Below are 18,086 nucleotides of genomic sequence, written 5' to 3' on the forward strand. Positions count from 1 at the left end.
CAGGCGGCTCTCCCTTTTTTTGGCACGGTTATTCCCTTTGTTGAATTGTTGATGTAATTTTGGGGCCCTGCAAAACCATATTCCAGGCAGGGTGTTGAAAAGTAAAGTTCATTTGCCGATGTCAATGTTCTATCATTAGTGATGAAAAAAGCAGCCTCCCGGAAACCTATTCCGGCAGGGGAACGTATTGAGCAGAGAAACGAAAAATATACCATATGATCCCATTTACCCATTTACACGTCCACAGTCAGTATTCCATTTTGGATGGGGCCGCCAGTGTACCCGGTTTGGTCGAAAAAGCCAAAAATGATGGCATGAAGGCAGTTGCCCTGACCGACCATGGCTCCATGTTTGGGGTGAAAGAGTTTCATGAAACCTGTAAGGCAAAAGGATTAAAACCGATACTCGGCTGTGAAACGTATGTCGCTGCCCGAAGCCTTGATGACAAGTCGGATAAAGTTGACCGTTCGGGAAATCACCTGATTTTGCTGGCCAAGAACGAGAAAGGCTACCGAAATTTGTTGAAACTGGTTTCGATTGCCAATATACGTGGGATGTATTACAAGCCCCGAATTGATAAGTCGATGTTGGAAAAGTACCACGAGGGGATTATTGTTTCATCTGCTTGTTTGGGGGGCGAGATACCTCAGCTTATCATGCGGGGCGATATTTCCGGTGCTGAAAAAGCCATCGAATGGTATAAAAGCGTATTTGGCAACGATTATTACCTGGAGCTTCAACGTCATCGTACCGATGACCCGCAGATGAAGATGGATGTGTACGACAAGCAGGTGATGGTGAATGAGGTGCTGATGGATTTAGCGCAAAAGAACAATGTTAAATTGATTGCCGCCAACGACGTACACTTTATTAATGAAGAAGACGCTGAAGCGCATGATTTGCTGATTTGCCTGAATACGGGTAAAGACATTGACGATCCCAACCGGATGCGCTATACCCGGCAGGAGTGGTTCAAAACCACGGTCGAGATGAATGAATTGTTTTCTGATGTGCCGGAAGCTTTGGCCAACACACAGGAAATTGTTGACAAGGTCGAATTTTTCGATCTCGATTCAAGCCCGATTATGCCGGAATTCCCGATACCGGAAAGCTTTGGTACGCTTGAAGAGTTTCGGGACAAGTTTGGTGAGAAGGCGTTAAAAGAGGAATTTGGTGAAGCTTACGATCGAATGGGAGGCTATGATAAAGTAATCCGCGTGAAATTCGAAGCGGATTATTTAAAACATTTAGTTTATAAAGGAGCTGAATGGCGTTATGGCAAAGCATTTTCGGGCGATAATAAAGAACGTATCGACTTTGAGTTGGAAACCATTAAGACAATGGGTTTCCCGGGATATTTCCTTATCGTACAGGACTTTATTAACGCGGCACGTGAAATGGGCGTAATTGTTGGTCCCGGACGTGGTTCGGCAGCGGGCTCAGTCGTAGCTTATTGTACGGGGATTACCAACGTTGACCCGATTAAGTACGATTTGCTGTTCGAACGTTTCCTGAATCCCGACCGTGTGTCGATGCCTGATATTGATATCGACTTTGATGATGATGGCCGGCAGTTGGTTTTGGATTGGGTAACCAGGAAGTATGGTCACGATAAGGTGGCGCACATCTGTACCTTTGGAACCATGGCTGCCAAACTGGCTCTGCGCGATGTGGCCCGGGTACTGAAACTTCCCCTGCCGGAAGCCGACCGGTTGGCGAAGATGGTGCCCGAAGCGCCCAAGATGACGTTGCAAAAAGCCTACAAGGAGAATCCGCAACTGGAGATGGAGAAACAGTCGGAGAACCTGTTGGTTGCGAAGACGCTCCGGTTAGCCGAAACGTTGGAAGGCTCGGTAAGGCAAACGGGTGTACATGCCTGTGGTGTCCTTATTGGTAAAAATCCATTAGACCAGCATCTGCCGGTGATGCCTACCAAAGAGGAGGAGCTGCTTACCACCCAGTATGACGGGCGATTTGTCGAAGCCATCGGATTGCTGAAGATGGACTTCCTGGGATTGAAAACCTTGTCGATCATCAAGGAGTGTCTCGATAATATTAAGCTTTCCCGGGGCATTGAGATTGATATCGACCAATTGCCACCCGACGATCAGGAAACCTTCGAATTGTTCGGACGAGGTGATACAACCGCCATCTTCCAGTTTGAGTCGCCAGGGATGAAAAAATGGCTGCGTAAGCTGAAACCAAACCGTTTTGAAGATTTGGTTGCGATGAATGCGTTGTACCGTCCGGGACCAATGGAGTACATTCCCAATTTTGTTAACCGGAAACACGGTTACGAAGAGATTGTGTACGACCATCCCATGATGGAACCTTTCCTGAACGATACGTACGGTATTACGGTCTTCCAGGAGCAGGTGATGTTGCAGTCACGTGCGCTGGGACAGTTCACCCGTGGCGAATCGGATACGTTGCGGAAAGCCATGGGTAAGAAAAAGTTCGACCTGATGGCCAAACTGAAGGTGAAATTCCATGATGGTTGCCTCAGCAACGAAAAGTTTATAGAAGGATGTAAGGAATTAGGCAAGAAACCGGAAGTCCTGATTGATAAAATCTGGAAAGACTGGGAAGCATTTGCTTCGTATGCTTTCAACAAGTCACACTCGGTTTGTTATGCTTACATAGCTTATCAAACAGGTTATCTCAAAGCACATTACCCGGCCGAGTTTATGGCTGCCGTGTTAAGTCGGAACCTGTCTAATGCCGATAAGATTTCCATTTTCATGGATGAATCGAACCACATGGGGCTGCCTGTTCTTGGGCCCGATGTGAACGAATCGAGGGCCAAGTTTTTTGTGAACAAAAAAGGGGATCTGCGTTTCGGAATGGCAGCGATAAAAGGTGTAGGAAATGGCGCTGTCGATGAAATTATCCGTGAACGGGAAGAAAACGGTGAGTTTACCGATATTTTTGATTTCGTTGAACGGGTGAATTTGCAAACCGTTAACAAGAAAAACATGGAATCATTAGCCATGGCCGGCGCATTCGATAATCTAGGCGGAATGAAACGGGCACAGTTTTTTGCCGAAAACAGCGAAGGTGTTTCGTTTATCGAGGCGCTGGTCCGGTATGGAAGCCGGATGCAGGGTGAGAAGCAAAATGCGATGGCCTCACTGTTTGGCGGTGAGAATGCGGTTGAGGTGAAAAGGCCCGATGTTCCGAATGTTCCGGAATGGCCACGCATCGTTTTACTCGATAAAGAGAAAAACTTAATTGGAATTTATTTGTCGGCCCATCCGCTTGACGATTATAAACTGGAGATCGAGAGTTTCTGTACCAAAGGAATCAATTTAGCTCAGCTGAAAGAAAATATCGATGCTTTCCGCAACCGCGATTTAACGTTTGCCGGAATGGTGACCGAAGCACACGAAGGCATTTCGAAAAACGGAAAGCCGTTCTCGACGATGACCCTGACGGACTACAGCGAATCGCATAAGATATATTTCTTTGGTAACGACTACGTTAACTTTGGGAAATTTTGCCGTCAGGGATTGTTCCTTCTGGTAAAAGGAAAAGTTCAACCCAGGTGGCGCGATAGCAACGACTGGGAATTTAAGGTAAACAAGATTGACTTGTTGAGCGAACTGCGCAGTCAGGTGCAAAGTGTAATCCTGGAGATTCCTTCGGAAACGGTTACTAATGAATTCATTCAAGAGTTGGGTGAACGCCTCAATGGAAATAGTGGCAATACCCTATTGAAATTTGCTGTTTTCGATGTGAAAAACAATATCCGTGTTCAGATGTTTTCACGGAACAAACGTATTGAACTGACAGATGAGTTGGTGGAGTATTTTCAAAATAATCCGGATATTGCGTTTGCAATTAATTAATTTGTAACTTTGGGCGTTCCAAAGAAAATTCTAATAACTATAAAAAATATTGACATGGCAATTGAAGTTACTGATGCTAATTTCGAGGAGGTTGTATTGCAGTCAGACAAACCTGTATTAGTCGATTTCTGGGCCGAATGGTGTGGTCCGTGCCGTATGGTCGGTCCACTGGTGGAAGAGTTGGCCCATGATTATGAAGGGAAAGTGGTCGTTACCAAAATGGATGTGGACAGCAATCCCGGGACGGCGGCTAAATTTGGCATCCGCAATATTCCTACCATCCTTTTCTTTAAAGGTGGAGATGTTGCAGACAAGCAGGTTGGGGCAGTACCGAAAACAATTCTTTCTTCGAAATTAGATGCTCTCTTGTAAGAAAATTTTGAGTATAATTATAAGGCATAAGATTTCTTTCTTATGCCTTTTTTATTGCACTTCCGTTGAAAAATCTGTTTGACATAGAAGCCTTTCAGCAGTTCGATAACCTGGAACTGATTGCCCGCGAAGTCGTGGAGGGGTTCATTACCGGTTTGCACCGGAGTCCGTTTCATGGTTTCTCGGTAGAGTTTGCCGAACATCGGCTTTACAATACCGGCGAACCGACCAAGCACATCGATTGGAAGCTCTATGCGCGGACGGAGCGCCTATTTGTTAAGCAATACGAAGAAGAGACGAACCTTCGTTGCCAGCTGGTGGTCGATACCAGTTCGTCGATGTTGTTTCCCTACCGGAGAAGAGGAAAGGAAGTGCTGAAGAGTAAGCTGGCCTTTTCGGTGTACAGCGCGGCAGCACTTACGTATCTGATGCGGCGCCAGCGGGATGCCATCGGCCTCTCGTTATTCGATGAAGAACTGAATTTTCACAGCGAAGCACGTTTGTCATCTGTTCATTCCGAAATGATTTACGGTAAGCTGGCTGAATTAATACATAACGGTTCCCCGGAAATCAATCATGGAACGCGGGCGGCCGATGTGTTACACCGGCTGGCCGAGAGTATGCCGAAGCGTTCGCTGGTCATCATTTTTAGCGATATGATTTCCGGCTCAGAACCTGAAGGGCTTTTTCAGGCATTGCAGCATTTGCGTTATAACAAACACGAAGTTATCCTCTTTCATGTGACTGATCATCGGCTGGAGAAAGGGCTGGGTTACAGCAACCGTCCCCATCGCTTTGTCGACATCGAAACCGGCGAACATGTCAATATGAACCCGGCGGATTACCGAAAAATGTACCGGGACGCACAGGAAAAGGCCTTCACCGAGTTGAAGCTGAGATGTGGGCAATTTAATATTGATTTGGTTGAGGCGGATATTCGTGAAGATTTTCACGATGTTTTGTGGTCTTACCTGGTCAAGCGTAAAAAGTTATTCTGATTCGGAAGCGCTATCCCGAACAGTCAAGGTAGTCGTCACCGGGTAGTGATCGGAATACCCGACTTTTATTCGTTTAAAGTTATGTGCTTCAAACAGGCTGCTGTGTAAAATGTAATCGATCCGGAACGAAGGCAGCTGGCCATTGTAGGAATTGCCGGTTCCGAAACCCGATTCAACGAAAGCATCTTTTAATTTTCCTCTTACTTCCCGGTAGGCGAACGAAACGGGTGTGTCATTAAAGTCGCCGCAAACAATAACCGGATGAGGTGACTTTTTAATATGGGCCGATAAAATCCGGGCTTGGTTCGCCCTGACAACAAATGCTCTTTTCAATTTTCCTAAAACGAGCCTGGTCTCTTTGAGTTTGGGGTCATTTCCGGCTGCCAGCGAATCAACGACTCCATACTCATCCGGATGGATACGGTTGGATTGTAAGTGACAGTTATAGACCCTCACCGTATCATTTCCCGGAAAGACAACATCCGAGAAAAGGACCATGTTGTAAGAGTTCTTAAACCGGATTTCTCCAAGGCTGACAATAGGAAAACGCGAAAAAGTCAGCGGACCGGCATAAGTTGTGGTATGCGCCAATTGGTAATAATGAATTGATGGAATAAGGCCACAAATGGAAGCCGGGCTTAGTTTTCCCCGTTTTAACAAACGGGCCTCTTGCAGACAAATGATATCAGGGGCTTCAGCTTTTAGAAACGCCAATAATTCCGGTGAGTTACTCTTCTTTTTACCCAGGTCGTAGGTGAAGTGATGAACATTGTAACTTAGTATCTTATAGCCATTTCCTTTAAATTCCTTTTCGGGAAGAAGTTGAAAATAATCGTTGAAATGATTGATCCCCAGGATGAATACCAGCAGGGAAAGCCAGATGCGGCGCAGTTTGAAGCAAAGCCAGAAGAATATGAAAATGATGTTGACGAGGAGCAGGTATGGATAAGCCATCCCCGGGAACGCGGGATACCAGAACCTGTCGGGCGGAATATGCACCGAGAGATAAGATACGCCTAACGCCAGGGCAAAGATGATGTTGAGAAAGAATGCTATTTTGAGAATGAAGCTCTTCAAGGTAGCTCTTTTGGTTATTTTTTATTTCCCATTCGGAATAGTGTTTCCTTTTCCTCTTTTGTCAGGCTGTCGTAACCCGACTTACCGATTTTTTCCAGGATTTCATTGATGTACTCCTGTTTTTCCTTCTTCTTATGGTTGTACTCGTAGTCAATGTTAACAGCCTCACCACGATGTTCTACCCGCAGTTTTTTTCGGGGTTTGAACCAGGTAAAGACTGCATCCATGACTCGTTCAAAGCCTCGCGTAATGTCACGCCCTTTAATTAGTTGCGACATGTAAAACCAGCCCCACAGTGCTCCGCCAAGATGGGCAAAGTCGCCGCCGGCATTGTTTCCGCCAAGGCCAATAATGTACATGATAATAGAAACGACAGCAATCCATTTGATTTTTACCGGCCCGATAAACATCAGATGGATAACGTGATTGGGCACATAAACAGAAATGGCTACTACAATAGCAATAACAGCAGCTGACGCACCCAGCAGTTCAGACGGTTTTCCCTGGAAAGGGGGAAGGAAATTGTAGGCCAGCATGTATACCAAACCACCGGCAACTCCACCAATCAGGTATAATCCGAGAAGTTTTCGCTGGTTGTGATATTCGAGAAAAATACGCCCGAACCAATAGAGCCATAAAATATTAAAGAGAATATGTAAGAATTGGAAATGGAGGAACATATAAGTAATGATCGTCCACGGGCGGGTCAGAAATACGGCGAATGAGGAAGGCAATGAAAGCCAACTCAGCAGCGGCGTATTTTGTGCTCCTGACAAAAACAGGATAACATAAATCAGGCGGACGATCACCCAAACACCAACGTTCAGATAAATCAGCCGCGTTAAATATGAGCCGTGTTTAAACGATAATTTTATTTCCTCTAAAATTCCCATCTTTTATCAATAAAAACTGTTGGAATTCCGATTCCAGAATTTAATCAGGATAAAACCAAAAATCATACCACCCAGATGTGCAAAATGTGCCACATCGCTCCCCGGGTTTCTGACACCTAAAAATAACTCAATTACACCATAACCAATCACAAAATACTTGGCTTTAATTGGGATTGGCGGAAATAACAGCATCAATTGAGTATTGGGGAACAACATCCCGAATGCCAGCAAAACCCCGAAAATGGCCCCGGACGCTCCAACTACCGGGATATTCATTTTCATCTCGAGTATTCGCTGTACCAGTTCGGTTCCCTGGTTGATGTATGCCGGATTATTGGGGGCATCCATCCAGTTGTTGATGAGATCGTAAACCCACGGACTGGCATTCTTCAGGTGTTCTTTCACGAATGTGGAAAGAAGCTCCGGCGAAGGCGTATTGATAAACGCTGCTACAGAATCCCTCAGCGATGAGAGTTCGATGTAGTTAACCAGCGTATAAAATGCGGCAGCACCCAGTCCGGTAACGAAATAGAAAATCAGGAAGCGCTTAGGCCCCCAAACCATTTCCAGTACCCGTCCGAACATATAAAGGGCGAACATATTAAAGAACAGGTGCATAAAACCACCATGCATAAACATGTGCGTTACAAACTGGTATGGCTGAAAATGCGGCGACGCGGGATAATAAAGAGCCAGCTTTTCGGTCAGGTCAATGCCAAAACTTTTCAGCGCCCAGGTGGCAACCAACATCAGCACGTTCAGCATAATGAGGTTTTTCACCACTGGGGGAATTGCGTTATATGAAGGCGGTCTGAACTGTGTCATAAGTACTGCTTTGAAGTGTTAAAAATAACCATTCCTGTAGGGTAAACTGTTACTTTATTTCAACAATTTTTCGAATTCCCCCAACGAAATAATGGTAATGATCTTCTTCCCGGTAGGGGAGTAGTTGGGTGTTTTACATGCGAATAGGTTGTCGAATAATTCGCTTATCTCTTCTGTTTTTAATACTGAACCATAATTGATGGCCGAAGCCCGTGCCAGTGCCTGTGCCAGATTTGTCTTAATTTCTTCTTTCACATCGACCGGCCGGTTTTTCACGTCTTCCAGCAATTTCTCCACCAATTCACGTGCATCCAGGTGACTAAGCATGCTGGGGACACCCTCTACAAAGAAAGCTTGTTCGTCCGCTTTGCGGATTTCAAACCCCAGCTTTTTCAGTTCGTCCAGGATACTGTCGAGTACTTCGGCATCGGCAGCATGCAATTCAAGCCTTGGCGGGAAAAGTTGTCGCTGACTAATGCCCGGATTTTTCTCCAACACTGCCATGAAATGCTCAAACAACACCCGCTCGTGAGCTCTCCGCTGGTCAATGACCATCAGGCCTGATTTAACAGGCGAAATGATGTATTTGTTTTTTATCTGAAGAAAGTTGTGGTTACGCTGCCCTTTTTCGGTCTCTTCGTTAAAGCTTTGCTGAGACGGTTGTTTACTTACTTCTTCCGCCTCATCTGAGAAAATTTCCCCGTCTTTATCCGGAATATCGTTGGCGCGTTCAAATCCCTGGTAAAGTTTATCCCAACTTTTCAGATTCGGATCCTTCGTCCAGTTTGGAGTTTGTTGAAATGGGTTAACCGGGGCTTTCTTTTCTTCTTCAAATGGGTTGTATGCCGGATTTACCTGAATTCCAGGCTCAGGGATAACGGTCCCGGGGGTTGGTGCAATGGGAATATCGATAGCGCCGGCCTGATCGAATTCGATGGATGGCATAACACTGAATTTCCCCAGCGCTTCGCGAACGCAGGCATGAATAATATGCCAGGCCGACCGTTCATCTTCAAATTTCACCTCGGTTTTGGTGGGGTGAATGTTGATGTCGATGGTGTCCGGATCGACTTCGAAGTAAAGAAAGTAAGCCGGAACGGTTTCGGGTGGCAGTATTTTTTCATACGCTTGTAGCACGGCCTTGTGATAGTAAGGATGGCGAATAAACCGGCCATTCACAAAAAAGAATTGTTCCCCTAAGGTTTTCCGGGCAAACCGGGGCTGTCCGATATAACCGGAGATGCGGATGATGGTCGTGTCCGTTTGCACAGGCACGAGACGCTGGTTAATATTTTTGCCGAAAATATTAACAATTCGCTTGCGCTGATTTTCGGATGGTAAATCGTAAATAATAGAATCGTTGTGGATAAGGGAAAAACTCAGTTCCGGGTTGGCCAATGCCACGCGCTGTACCTCGGTGATGATGTGTTTCAGCTCGGTACTGTTCGCTTTCAGAAATTTACGCCTGGCCGGGACATTGAAAAAAAGGTTTTTGATAGCGAAGTTGGAACCTTCAGGACAATTGTCTGCTTCCTGCGATTTTACTTCCGACCCTACGATGTGCAATCGCGTTCCCAGCTCATCGCCTTCCTGTTTGGTTCGTAACGTCACATCGGCGACAGCGGCAATGGAAGCCAGCGCTTCGCCCCTGAATCCCATTGTTCGGATGGAAAACAGGTCGGACGCCGATTTGATTTTCGACGTGGCATGACGTTCGAAGGCCAGCCTTGCGTCGCTCGGAGACATACCTTTCCCGTTGTCGGTTACCTGGATCAAGGTGCGACCGGCATCTTTCAGATTTATTTTTATTTGATTGGCGCCTGCATCAATTGCATTTTCCACCAATTCCTTAACAACAGATGCAGGACGTTGGATAACCTCTCCGGCAGCAATTTGATTTGCCACCGAGTCGGGTAAGAGCTGGATAATGTCTGACACTAATAATCAGTTTGTTATTTCAACATATAAAAGGCCAGTAAGGCCAGAAGGACTAATATAACAATCACCCGGATATTGGATTTACGTCGCTGTTGCCGGGCATACAGGCCCCGGCTGAGGCCTTGCCTGAATGATCCCTTTATCGACGTTTTGTAGGTCCCCGGTGTAACTTTGTCTTGGCCCCCTTCCTCCTTAATGCCCAGTTCTGCCTTGATACGAGCTTCCCTGTCTGCCATTTCCTCCTTGCGTGGATCGTAGAAACGGTATGGCATATAAAAATCTTTGCTCCGGGGCACATGGAAGAACTTCATTCCCATAACCACATAATTTTTGGTTCAAAATACAAAGATAACGGTAATTTTCGTTCTGTCATGACATGGCGGGGCTGTTTGCCCAAGAACCAATAAAATAGCTTAATCCAAGGGGAATAATCAGGTGAACCGGCGAAAGAAAAATGGAACTGTTTTACAAAATAGTTAACAAAAAGTAGTAACTTAAGCAGGACAAGACCTAAAAACAACCGAGTCATGCTAGTGAAAACTTATGGCAGTGCCGTTCACGGAATTGATGCCACTACGATTACCATCGAAACAGATGTTACCATTGGCCTTCGTTTTTTCCTGGTTGGCCTCCCCGATAATGCCGTAAAAGAAAGTCAGCAACGCATAGAATCAGCCTTACGCATTAACGGATTTCAGGTTCCGGGCAAGAAGATAGTAATAAATATGGCCCCGGCCGATATCCGGAAGGAAGGCTCTGCTTATGATTTGCCCATTGCCATGGGAATATTGGCTGCGTCTAATCAGATCAACGATGCAGAGCTGGAACATTATGTCATGATTGGAGAGCTTTCGCTTGATGGCGGCTTACAACCGGCGAAAGGGATTCTTCCGATTGCCATCAAAGCGCGTGAAGAAGGCTTTCAGGGATTCATCGTTCCCAAAGAGAATGCCCGTGAAGCGGCTGTCGTCGACGATCTGAAAGTTTATGGCGTAGAAAACATCAGTGAGGTAATTGCTTTTTTCAATGGTAATGGAACATTGGAAGAGACGGTTGTGAATACCCGCGATGAGTTTTTTGCCAACATTAATCACAGCGATTTTGATTTCTCCGATGTGAAAGGGCAGGAAAATGTAAAGAGGGCATTGGAGATAGCTGCGGCCGGCAGTCATAATCTCCTGATGATAGGCCCTCCCGGCGCCGGTAAGACCATGCTCGCCAAACGAATTCCGACAATACTGCCACCATTTACCCTGAAAGAAGCGCTCGAAACGACCAAGATACATTCCGTTGCCGGGAAGATTGACACGGAAACTTCGTTGATGACCCAGCGGCCATTTCGGTCACCACACCATACCATATCTGATGTGGCACTCGTTGGCGGAGGTACTTTCCCGCAGCCCGGCGAAATATCTCTGGCGCATAACGGCGTCCTTTTTCTTGATGAATTGCCGGAATTTAAACGGGCAGTGTTGGAAGTGATGCGGCAGCCACTGGAAGATCGGGTCATCAGCATTTCGAGGGCGCGGTTTGCGGTAGAATATCCCGCAAGCTTTATGCTGGTGGCTTCCATGAACCCATGTCCATGTGGATATTACAATCATCCTACCCGTCCTTGCGTCTGTGCGCCCGGCATGGTACAAAAATACCTGAACCGGATTTCCGGGCCGTTGCTCGACCGGATTGATATTCATCTGGAAGTGGTTCCGGTTCCTTTCAATAAGCTTTCAGAACTGCGGGCCGGCGAGCCCAGCGAAAAAATACGTGAACGGGTGATACGGGCACGGAATATTCAGGCGGAACGTTTCCGGGGAACCGAAATACATGCCAATGCGCAAATGAGTTCGCGTATGCTCCGTAAATACTGCAATCCGGATGAAGCCGGCAACCAGTTGCTGAAAAATGCCATGGAAAAGATGGGACTTTCGGCCCGTGCTTACGACCGGATTTTAAAGGTTTCACGCACCATTGCCGATCTGGAAGGTTCTGAAAAGATTCAGGCCGATCATTTGGGGGAAGCCATCCAGTATCGCAGTCTCGATAAGGAAAACTGGGGAACGTGACCGCAATTTATTGAGCCCCTACAGGCTTGCAACTATTCAGATTTTAGGTTAGTTAAATCAAATGCAGTATCCTTTAATCAACTTATTAACGGTAAGGAGAATTTGAATTGATAAATAAAAGCCCGGTTTCAGATCCGGCGTTTTATTTATGGTTTCAATTTCGTTTTTCTTTTGTTTCCCGGCTTTGGGAAACCGTGAATCAGGTTTGCGGCAGCATTTCCCGGAAGTGGGAAAACATGAATCTACTTGTCGGCAATACCTCCCCATTTTAGGAAAGCCGAAACACATCTATTTTCACGGTTTTCAAGCGATAAACCGGTAGTTTCGCGTTCGGATGAACCACTCCCGGGCACAGAATTTTGGGATGGCAACTTCAGGAAGCAGGAGATAATTTATCAAAAAAGTGACGTGAACTTATTCGCAACACTCCTTAAAGATGTTTATCTTGAGTCGATATTCCATTTAAAACAAAAGTTTTTAAAAACAAACCTGAGAAATGAGACTTGCCTTTCGATTGGTAACAATTATTGTTGCACTATCCATTCTTGTATCATGTAATGATAAAGGGAAAAAACAAGCATCTGCTCCGGATAGCGGATTCGGACAATATGTTAGTCGTTATACCAGTGGCGTTATCTCGGTAAAAGCGCCGATTATAGTCGAGCTGAACCAGGATCCCAAAAATCCGAAACGACCCGGAACAGAAGTAGATGGAAGGTTGATAACACTGTCTCCTTCCGTGAAAGGAACGGTTCAATGGATGGATGCCCGAACGTTGGCTTTTACGCCCTCGGAACCGATGAAGTCCGACACCAAATACGAGGTGAAGCTTGCCCTGGGTAAGCTGCTCGATGTCCCGGACAAGTACAAAGTAATGAAGTTTCCGGTGAAAATGATCCGGCAATCATTTACGGTAAACGACTTGGCCATAAAAGCATTTGATAATCAGGATTTGAAGTGGCAGTATTTGTCAGGAATGGTTCGTACAGCTGATGTGGCTTTGGATAAGAACGTGGAGTCGCTGGTAAAGGTTACCCTGAACAATCATTCGGTACCGCTGATTTGGGAACACAGTGGTGATGGCAGGAATCACACGTTTACGACCGATAGTCTGGAGCGGACCAATGCAGCGCAGGAATTGACCGTCAGTTGGAATGGCAAGCCGTTAAACGTGAATAGTGAGGGCGAACAAAAGGTTGAGTTGCCGGCCCTTGACGAATTCAAGGTAACCGATGTCCGCGTGGTGCAACAGCCGCAACAATATCTCGTGCTCCGTTTTTCTGATCCGTTAGGCAAGGAACAGAACCTTGAAGGGTTGGTAACCATCGATAAGAGCAGTAAGGACCTGCGCTTTCTGGTCAATAATAATACGTTACAGGTCTTCACGCCTTCACCTCTCACCGGGGAGCACCAAATCTATATCTCCGGAGGAATCCGGAATGCCCTGGGGTACAAGCTGGGGAAAAGTTCCAATATGCTGGTTCGTTTCGAGGATTTGAAGCCGGCAGTGAAGTTCATTGGGAAAGGGACCATTATGCCCTCATCCGACGGATTAATTCTGCCATTCGAGGCTGTTAATTTGAGAGCGATTGATTTGCGGGTAATAAAAATTTATACCAATAATATTCATCAGTTCTTTCAGAAGAATCAATACGACGGGAATTCCGATATCAAACGGGTTGGCCGGCTTGTCCTGCAAAAGCAAATCAATCTGAATGTTTCCTCGTTTTCGAAGTTGAAGAACTGGAATACTTACAAAATCGATTTAGCTAAGCTGATAAAGATTGAGCCGGGAGCGATTTACCGCGTTCAGATTCGGTTTCATAAAGATTTTTCGGTTTACGGCTTAAGCCAACTGCCCGACAATCAGGCGTCGGCCATTGACAAGCTGGAAGCTTCGCGCAAGCATGAAAAAGAGATGGAGCAATGGGACGAACCGGGTTGGTACAGCGACTACTATTATCCGGATGGATATGATTGGTCGCAGCGCGATAATCCGGAGGACGTCTCTTATTTTAACTCCAATCGGTTTGTTGAGCGAAATCTGTTTGCCACGAATTTGGGAATTATCGCCAAAGGCGGCAATGACCAGTCGATGAATTTTGCAGTCACGAATCTGAAAACGACAAAACCGGAATCGGGCGTAACCCTGAAAATATACAGTTACCAGGATCAGCTAATGGAAACGCTGACCACCGATGCGGATGGTTTTGCGAATGTTCAGCTAAAAAATAAGCCCTTCTTGCTGGTGGCCGAAAAGGATGGTCAATACGCCTACCTTCGCCTGGACGATGGTTCATCCCTGTCGCTTAGTAATTTCGATATCACCGGGGGCGTCGTTCAGAAGGGAATCAAAGGATACATCTATGGTGAGCGTGGCGTTTGGCGCCCTGGCGATCGCATCTACCTGACCATCATCCTGGAAGATAAAAACCATAAGTTGCCGGAACAGCATCCGGTGATTTTTGAATTGGTCAATCCGAAAGGCCAAACGGTTAGCCGGCAAGTGAAAACAGAAGGTGAAAACGGATTTTACTGTTTCACCGCAAAAACCGATGCAGATGCTCCTACCGGGAATTGGCAGGCAGTGCTAAAAGTTGGTGGACAAACCTTCACGAAACGCATCAAGGTAGAGACGGTGAAACCAAACCGGTTAAAAATCAATCTCGACTTTCATGCGAAACAGTTGGTTTATTCCTCCGAACCATTGCACGGCACGTTGAAAGCAACCTGGCTGCATGGCGGTGTTGTCAAAAACCTGAAAGCCCGTATAGCAGTCAACTTCTCAGCGGTTAAAACGGCATTTCCGAAATACGCCAACTATCATTTCGACGATCCGTCCAAGGATTTGGTCTCGGAAGAGCAAAATATTTTTGATGGCAAATTGAACGAAAAAGGAGAGGCCGGAGTCGGTTTTAAGTTACCGAAACTGACTTCGGCACCCGGAATGTTGAACACCTTTTTCACAACCCGTGTTTTCGAAGAAACCGGCGACTTTAGCATCGATGTGCAGAAAATTCAATATGCGCCTTACGGTTCCTTTGTGGGAATCAAACTGCCGGATTCCGAATCGGGATGGTACAAAACTGAAACGACTTATCCGCTGAATATTGTCACGGTAAACCCGGAAGGGGGGCCGGTTTCCCGGAAGGGATTAAAAATCAGTGTGTACAAGGTGGACTGGCGTTGGTGGTGGGATTCCGGAGAGGATCACCTGGCGCGTTACGTGACCGGGCATTATCGCCGGCCGGTTCTGCAGGGAACCGTCAATACGGTGGATGGAAAAGCGAAGGCTTCACTGAAAATTCCGTATAAAAACTGGGAAGATAACGGCCGTTACCTGATTTACGTGACCGATCCGGTAAGCGGACACAATACCGGAATAACCGCTTATTTCTCGAAGTGGGGCGGATGGGCTACCGACGGCATGCAGGGAATGGCCACCATGCTGGCATTCAAAGCCGACAAAGACAAGTACAAGGTTGGCGACAAAGTGGCGGTGACCATCCCTTCCGGGAAAAACGGACGGGCGCTGGTCAGCCTGGAGAACGGCTCGAAGGTGCTGAAAATGTTCTGGGTCGAAACGAAGGAGAAAAACACCGTCTTTCAGTTTGATGTAACGCCCGACATGGCGCCGAACATTTTTATTCACATTTCCCTCATTCAACCACACGAGCAAACCGACAATGACGCACCGGTACGATTGTACGGAGCCATCCCGGTCATGGTGGAAGATCCGGAAACGCACCTCCAGCCTCAGATTGAAATGCCGGATGAACTGGCGCCGGAAAAACCATACGAGGTGAAAGTGTCGGAAAAGAACGGACGCAAAATGACTTACACGCTGGCTGTGGTGGACGAAGGTCTGCTCGATCTGACACGTTTCCAAACGCCCAATCCGTGGCCGGTCTTTTACGCGCGGGAAGCGCTTGGCGTGAAAACCTGGGATTTTTACGATAATGTGATTGGCGCTTACGGTGCTCGTCTCGAAAAAGCTTTTGCTGTGGGTGGCGACCAAAACCTGGCTGCTTCGAAACGGAAAAAGGTCAACCGCTTTGAACCGGTGGCGCAGTTTATCGGTCCTTTCACGTTAGAAAAAAATAAAACGCAGACGCATACGCTGAACATGCCCAATTATGTGGGAGCCGTTCGCGTGATGGCCGTCGCCGGGAGTGAAGGCGCTTACGGGAAATCCGATAAGTCGGTGAAGGTCATCAAGCCGCTGATGTTGCTGGGAACTTTGCCCCGCGTGTTGGGACCGGGAGAAGAGGTAAAACTTCCGGTTAACATATTTGCCATGAAGCCCGATGTGAAAGATGTGACGGTGAAGATTGAGACGAACGGCCTTTTCACGCCCATCGGTGGTAGTACACAGCAAATTCATTTCGATGAAATTGGCGATCAACTGGCCGGTTTCAACCTAAAAGTGGCTGATAAGACCGGAATTGGAGAAGTAAAAATCACCGCGAAAAGTGGAAAATATATGGCCAGCTACGAAATCAAACTGGAAGTTCGTCCATCGAATCCTCGGGTGACCAACGTTTCTGAGCAAATCATTCAGCCCGGGCAAACCTGGAAAACCAGCGTGACAGCTCCGGGAATGGAAGGGACCAATACGGCCAGCCTGGAGCTATCGGGCATTCCGCCGCTCGATTTGAGCCGCCGGTTGGATTACCTGATTCACTATCCGCATGGCTGCATCGAGCAGGTAACCTCGGCCGTTTTCCCGCAATTGTTGCTGAATCGTTTGATTGAAATTCCATCGGGCAAAGAGCAGGAAATAGAAGATAACATCCGGGCGGCGTTGAATAAGTTGGCCACTTTCCAGTTAAGCAATGGCGGATTTGGTTACTGGCCGGGTTCGGCGTATGTCTCGCCCTGGGGAAGTAACTATGCCGGGCATTTTATGCTCAGGGCAGAAGAGGCTGGTTATACATTGCCTTACGGCATGAAGAGCAAATGGCTGGACTATCAGCAGGACATGGCGCGCAACTGGCAAAATGGTCCGGGCCGATATGAGCGATCGGCACTTATTCAGGCCTATCGGTTATACACACTCGCATTGGCCCGGCACCCCGACATGGGCTCAATGAACCGTTTGCGGGAGGAACAAAATGTAAGCACAATAGCGAAATGGCGCTTGGCGTCCGCTTATGTCGTTGCCGGTCAGCCGGAAGTGGCATCGAAAATTATCAGTGGACTCAGCCGGGAAGTAAAACCCTACCGGGAATTGTACGGAACGTATGGCTCCAACTGGCGCGATGAAGCGATGATTCTGGAAACGCTTTCGTTGATGAACCGGAAAACAGAGGCCTTCCCGTTGGTAACCGAGTTGGCGCACCAGCTTTCGACAGACGATTGGATGAGTACGCAAACCACGGCTTATTCCTTAATTGCCATCGCCGAATTTGCCGGGAAACAAAAGCTGACCGAGAAGATGTTGAAAGCGAATGTAACTGTTGGGCATTCTTCTGCGGAAGCGGTATCGACCAACAAGCCGTTGTGGCAGCAACCGGTCGCTTTGACTAATAACAAGTCGGCAGAGTTAAGCGTGAAAAATGAAACCGCTGACATCATGTATGCCCGCCTCGCCACACAAGGCATCCCCGTAACGGGCGACACCACGTCGGTACAAAGCAATTTGTTTATGGATGTTCGGTACACCGATATGCAGGGACACAAAATCGATCCGTCGAAGTTGGAGCAGGGGACTGATTTTGTGGCGGTAGTCACGGTTCAAAATCCCGGACAGCGCGGAATCTATCGTGAAATGGCACTCACTACCATTTTCCCGTCAGGTTGGGAAATTATCAATCAGCGACTGAACGATGTGCCGAACCCGTTGCAAAACGACGCGTTCGATTACCAGGATATTCGCGATGACCGGGTGAATACTTATTTTGAATTGAAACCGAATGAGCGAAAAACTTTCCGGGTGATGCTGAATGCATCTTACGAAGGGAAGTTCTACCTGCCTTCGGCCCTCTGCCAGGCAATGTATGATAACCGCATCAGTGCACGGCGCCCGGGCCAGTGGGTTGAGGTGGTTAAATAGTTTTCCCGGAAGGTGGA

Annotated in this window: 10 protein-coding genes; 5 read left to right on the forward strand and 5 right to left on the reverse strand. The window is 47.1% G+C overall.

Translation table 11 applies throughout. The features are described 5' to 3' along the window. Nucleotides 1-215: 215 nt before the first annotated feature. From dnaE to GJU82_RS15045, 3 genes are all read left to right on the forward strand, one after another. Nucleotides 216-3,848 carry a DNA polymerase III subunit alpha gene (gene dnaE, locus GJU82_RS15035; protein WP_153632899.1) on the forward strand — a complete coding sequence of 1,211 codons (3,633 nt, stop codon included), beginning with the start codon at nucleotides 216-218 and terminating at the stop codon, nucleotides 3,846-3,848. A 54-nt stretch (nucleotides 3,849-3,902) separates the two neighbouring features. Next, nucleotides 3,903-4,220 (forward strand): thioredoxin, encoded by a 318-nt coding sequence (gene trxA / locus GJU82_RS15040; protein ID WP_153632900.1) that lies wholly within the window; start codon nucleotides 3,903-3,905, stop codon nucleotides 4,218-4,220. Between the two features lie 65 nt (nucleotides 4,221-4,285). After that, nucleotides 4,286-5,218, forward strand: a complete 933-nt coding sequence (locus GJU82_RS15045) for a DUF58 domain-containing protein (RefSeq protein WP_228488720.1) — start codon at nucleotides 4,286-4,288, stop codon at nucleotides 5,216-5,218. Here GJU82_RS15045 and GJU82_RS15050 read toward each other — a convergent pair. Genes GJU82_RS15050 through GJU82_RS15070 form a run of 5 tightly spaced genes read right to left on the reverse strand, consistent with a single transcriptional unit; the run spans nucleotide 5,210 to nucleotide 10,268 of the window. Then, on the reverse strand, nucleotides 5,210-6,295 hold the full coding sequence (locus tag GJU82_RS15050; protein WP_153632901.1) for an endonuclease/exonuclease/phosphatase family protein: 1,086 nt from the start codon (nucleotides 6,293-6,295) through the stop codon (nucleotides 5,210-5,212). The two genes, GJU82_RS15045 and GJU82_RS15050, sit on opposite strands and share 9 nt — an antisense overlap. A 14-nt stretch (nucleotides 6,296-6,309) precedes the next feature. Beyond that, nucleotides 6,310-7,188: a rhomboid family intramembrane serine protease gene (locus GJU82_RS15055; RefSeq protein ID WP_153632902.1), complete on the reverse strand. Its 879-nt coding sequence runs from the start codon at nucleotides 7,186-7,188 to the stop codon at nucleotides 6,310-6,312. 6 nt (nucleotides 7,189-7,194) lie between these two features. Next, nucleotides 7,195-8,013 (reverse strand): rhomboid family intramembrane serine protease, encoded by an 819-nt coding sequence (locus GJU82_RS15060; RefSeq protein WP_153632903.1) that lies wholly within the window; start codon nucleotides 8,011-8,013, stop codon nucleotides 7,195-7,197. Nucleotides 8,014-8,067: 54 nt separating this feature from the next. Continuing rightward, on the reverse strand, nucleotides 8,068-9,951 hold the full coding sequence (gene mutL / locus GJU82_RS15065; protein WP_153632904.1) for a DNA mismatch repair endonuclease MutL: 1,884 nt from the start codon (nucleotides 9,949-9,951) through the stop codon (nucleotides 8,068-8,070). 14 nt (nucleotides 9,952-9,965) lie between these two features. Beyond that, nucleotides 9,966-10,268, reverse strand: a complete 303-nt coding sequence (locus tag GJU82_RS15070; protein ID WP_153632905.1) for a hypothetical protein — start codon at nucleotides 10,266-10,268, stop codon at nucleotides 9,966-9,968. 210 nt (nucleotides 10,269-10,478) lie between these two features. Here GJU82_RS15070 and GJU82_RS15075 point away from each other — a divergent pair, with 210 nt between their 5' ends. Continuing rightward, the gene (locus GJU82_RS15075; protein ID WP_153632906.1) at nucleotides 10,479-12,014 is read left to right on the forward strand and encodes a YifB family Mg chelatase-like AAA ATPase; all 1,536 of its coding nucleotides are present in this window, start codon (nucleotides 10,479-10,481) and stop codon (nucleotides 12,012-12,014) included. 496 nt (nucleotides 12,015-12,510) lie between these two features. Further along, entirely contained in the window at nucleotides 12,511-18,069 is a 5,559-nt protein-coding gene (locus GJU82_RS15080) for an alpha-2-macroglobulin (RefSeq protein ID WP_153632907.1), read from the forward strand. The last annotated feature ends 17 nt before the right edge of the window (nucleotides 18,070-18,086 follow it).

It is taken from the genome of Prolixibacter sp. SD074 (assembly GCF_009617895.1).
Lineage (GTDB): Bacteria > Bacteroidota > Bacteroidia > Bacteroidales > Prolixibacteraceae > Prolixibacter.

Coding starts and splice junctions, on each gene's coding strand:
- trxA (WP_153632900.1), top strand. CDS start 3,903: ATGGCAATTGAAGTTACTGATGCTAATTTCGAGGAGGTTGTATTGCAG.
- dnaE (WP_153632899.1), top strand. CDS start 216: ATGATCCCATTTACCCATTTACACGTCCACAGTCAGTATTCCATTTTG.
- GJU82_RS15075 (WP_153632906.1), top strand. CDS start 10,479: ATGCTAGTGAAAACTTATGGCAGTGCCGTTCACGGAATTGATGCCACT.
- GJU82_RS15070 (WP_153632905.1), bottom strand. CDS start 10,268: ATGGGAATGAAGTTCTTCCATGTGCCCCGGAGCAAAGATTTTTATATG.
- GJU82_RS15055 (WP_153632902.1), bottom strand. CDS start 7,188: ATGGGAATTTTAGAGGAAATAAAATTATCGTTTAAACACGGCTCATAT.
- GJU82_RS15080 (WP_153632907.1), top strand. CDS start 12,511: ATGAGACTTGCCTTTCGATTGGTAACAATTATTGTTGCACTATCCATT.
- GJU82_RS15060 (WP_153632903.1), bottom strand. CDS start 8,013: ATGACACAGTTCAGACCGCCTTCATATAACGCAATTCCCCCAGTGGTG.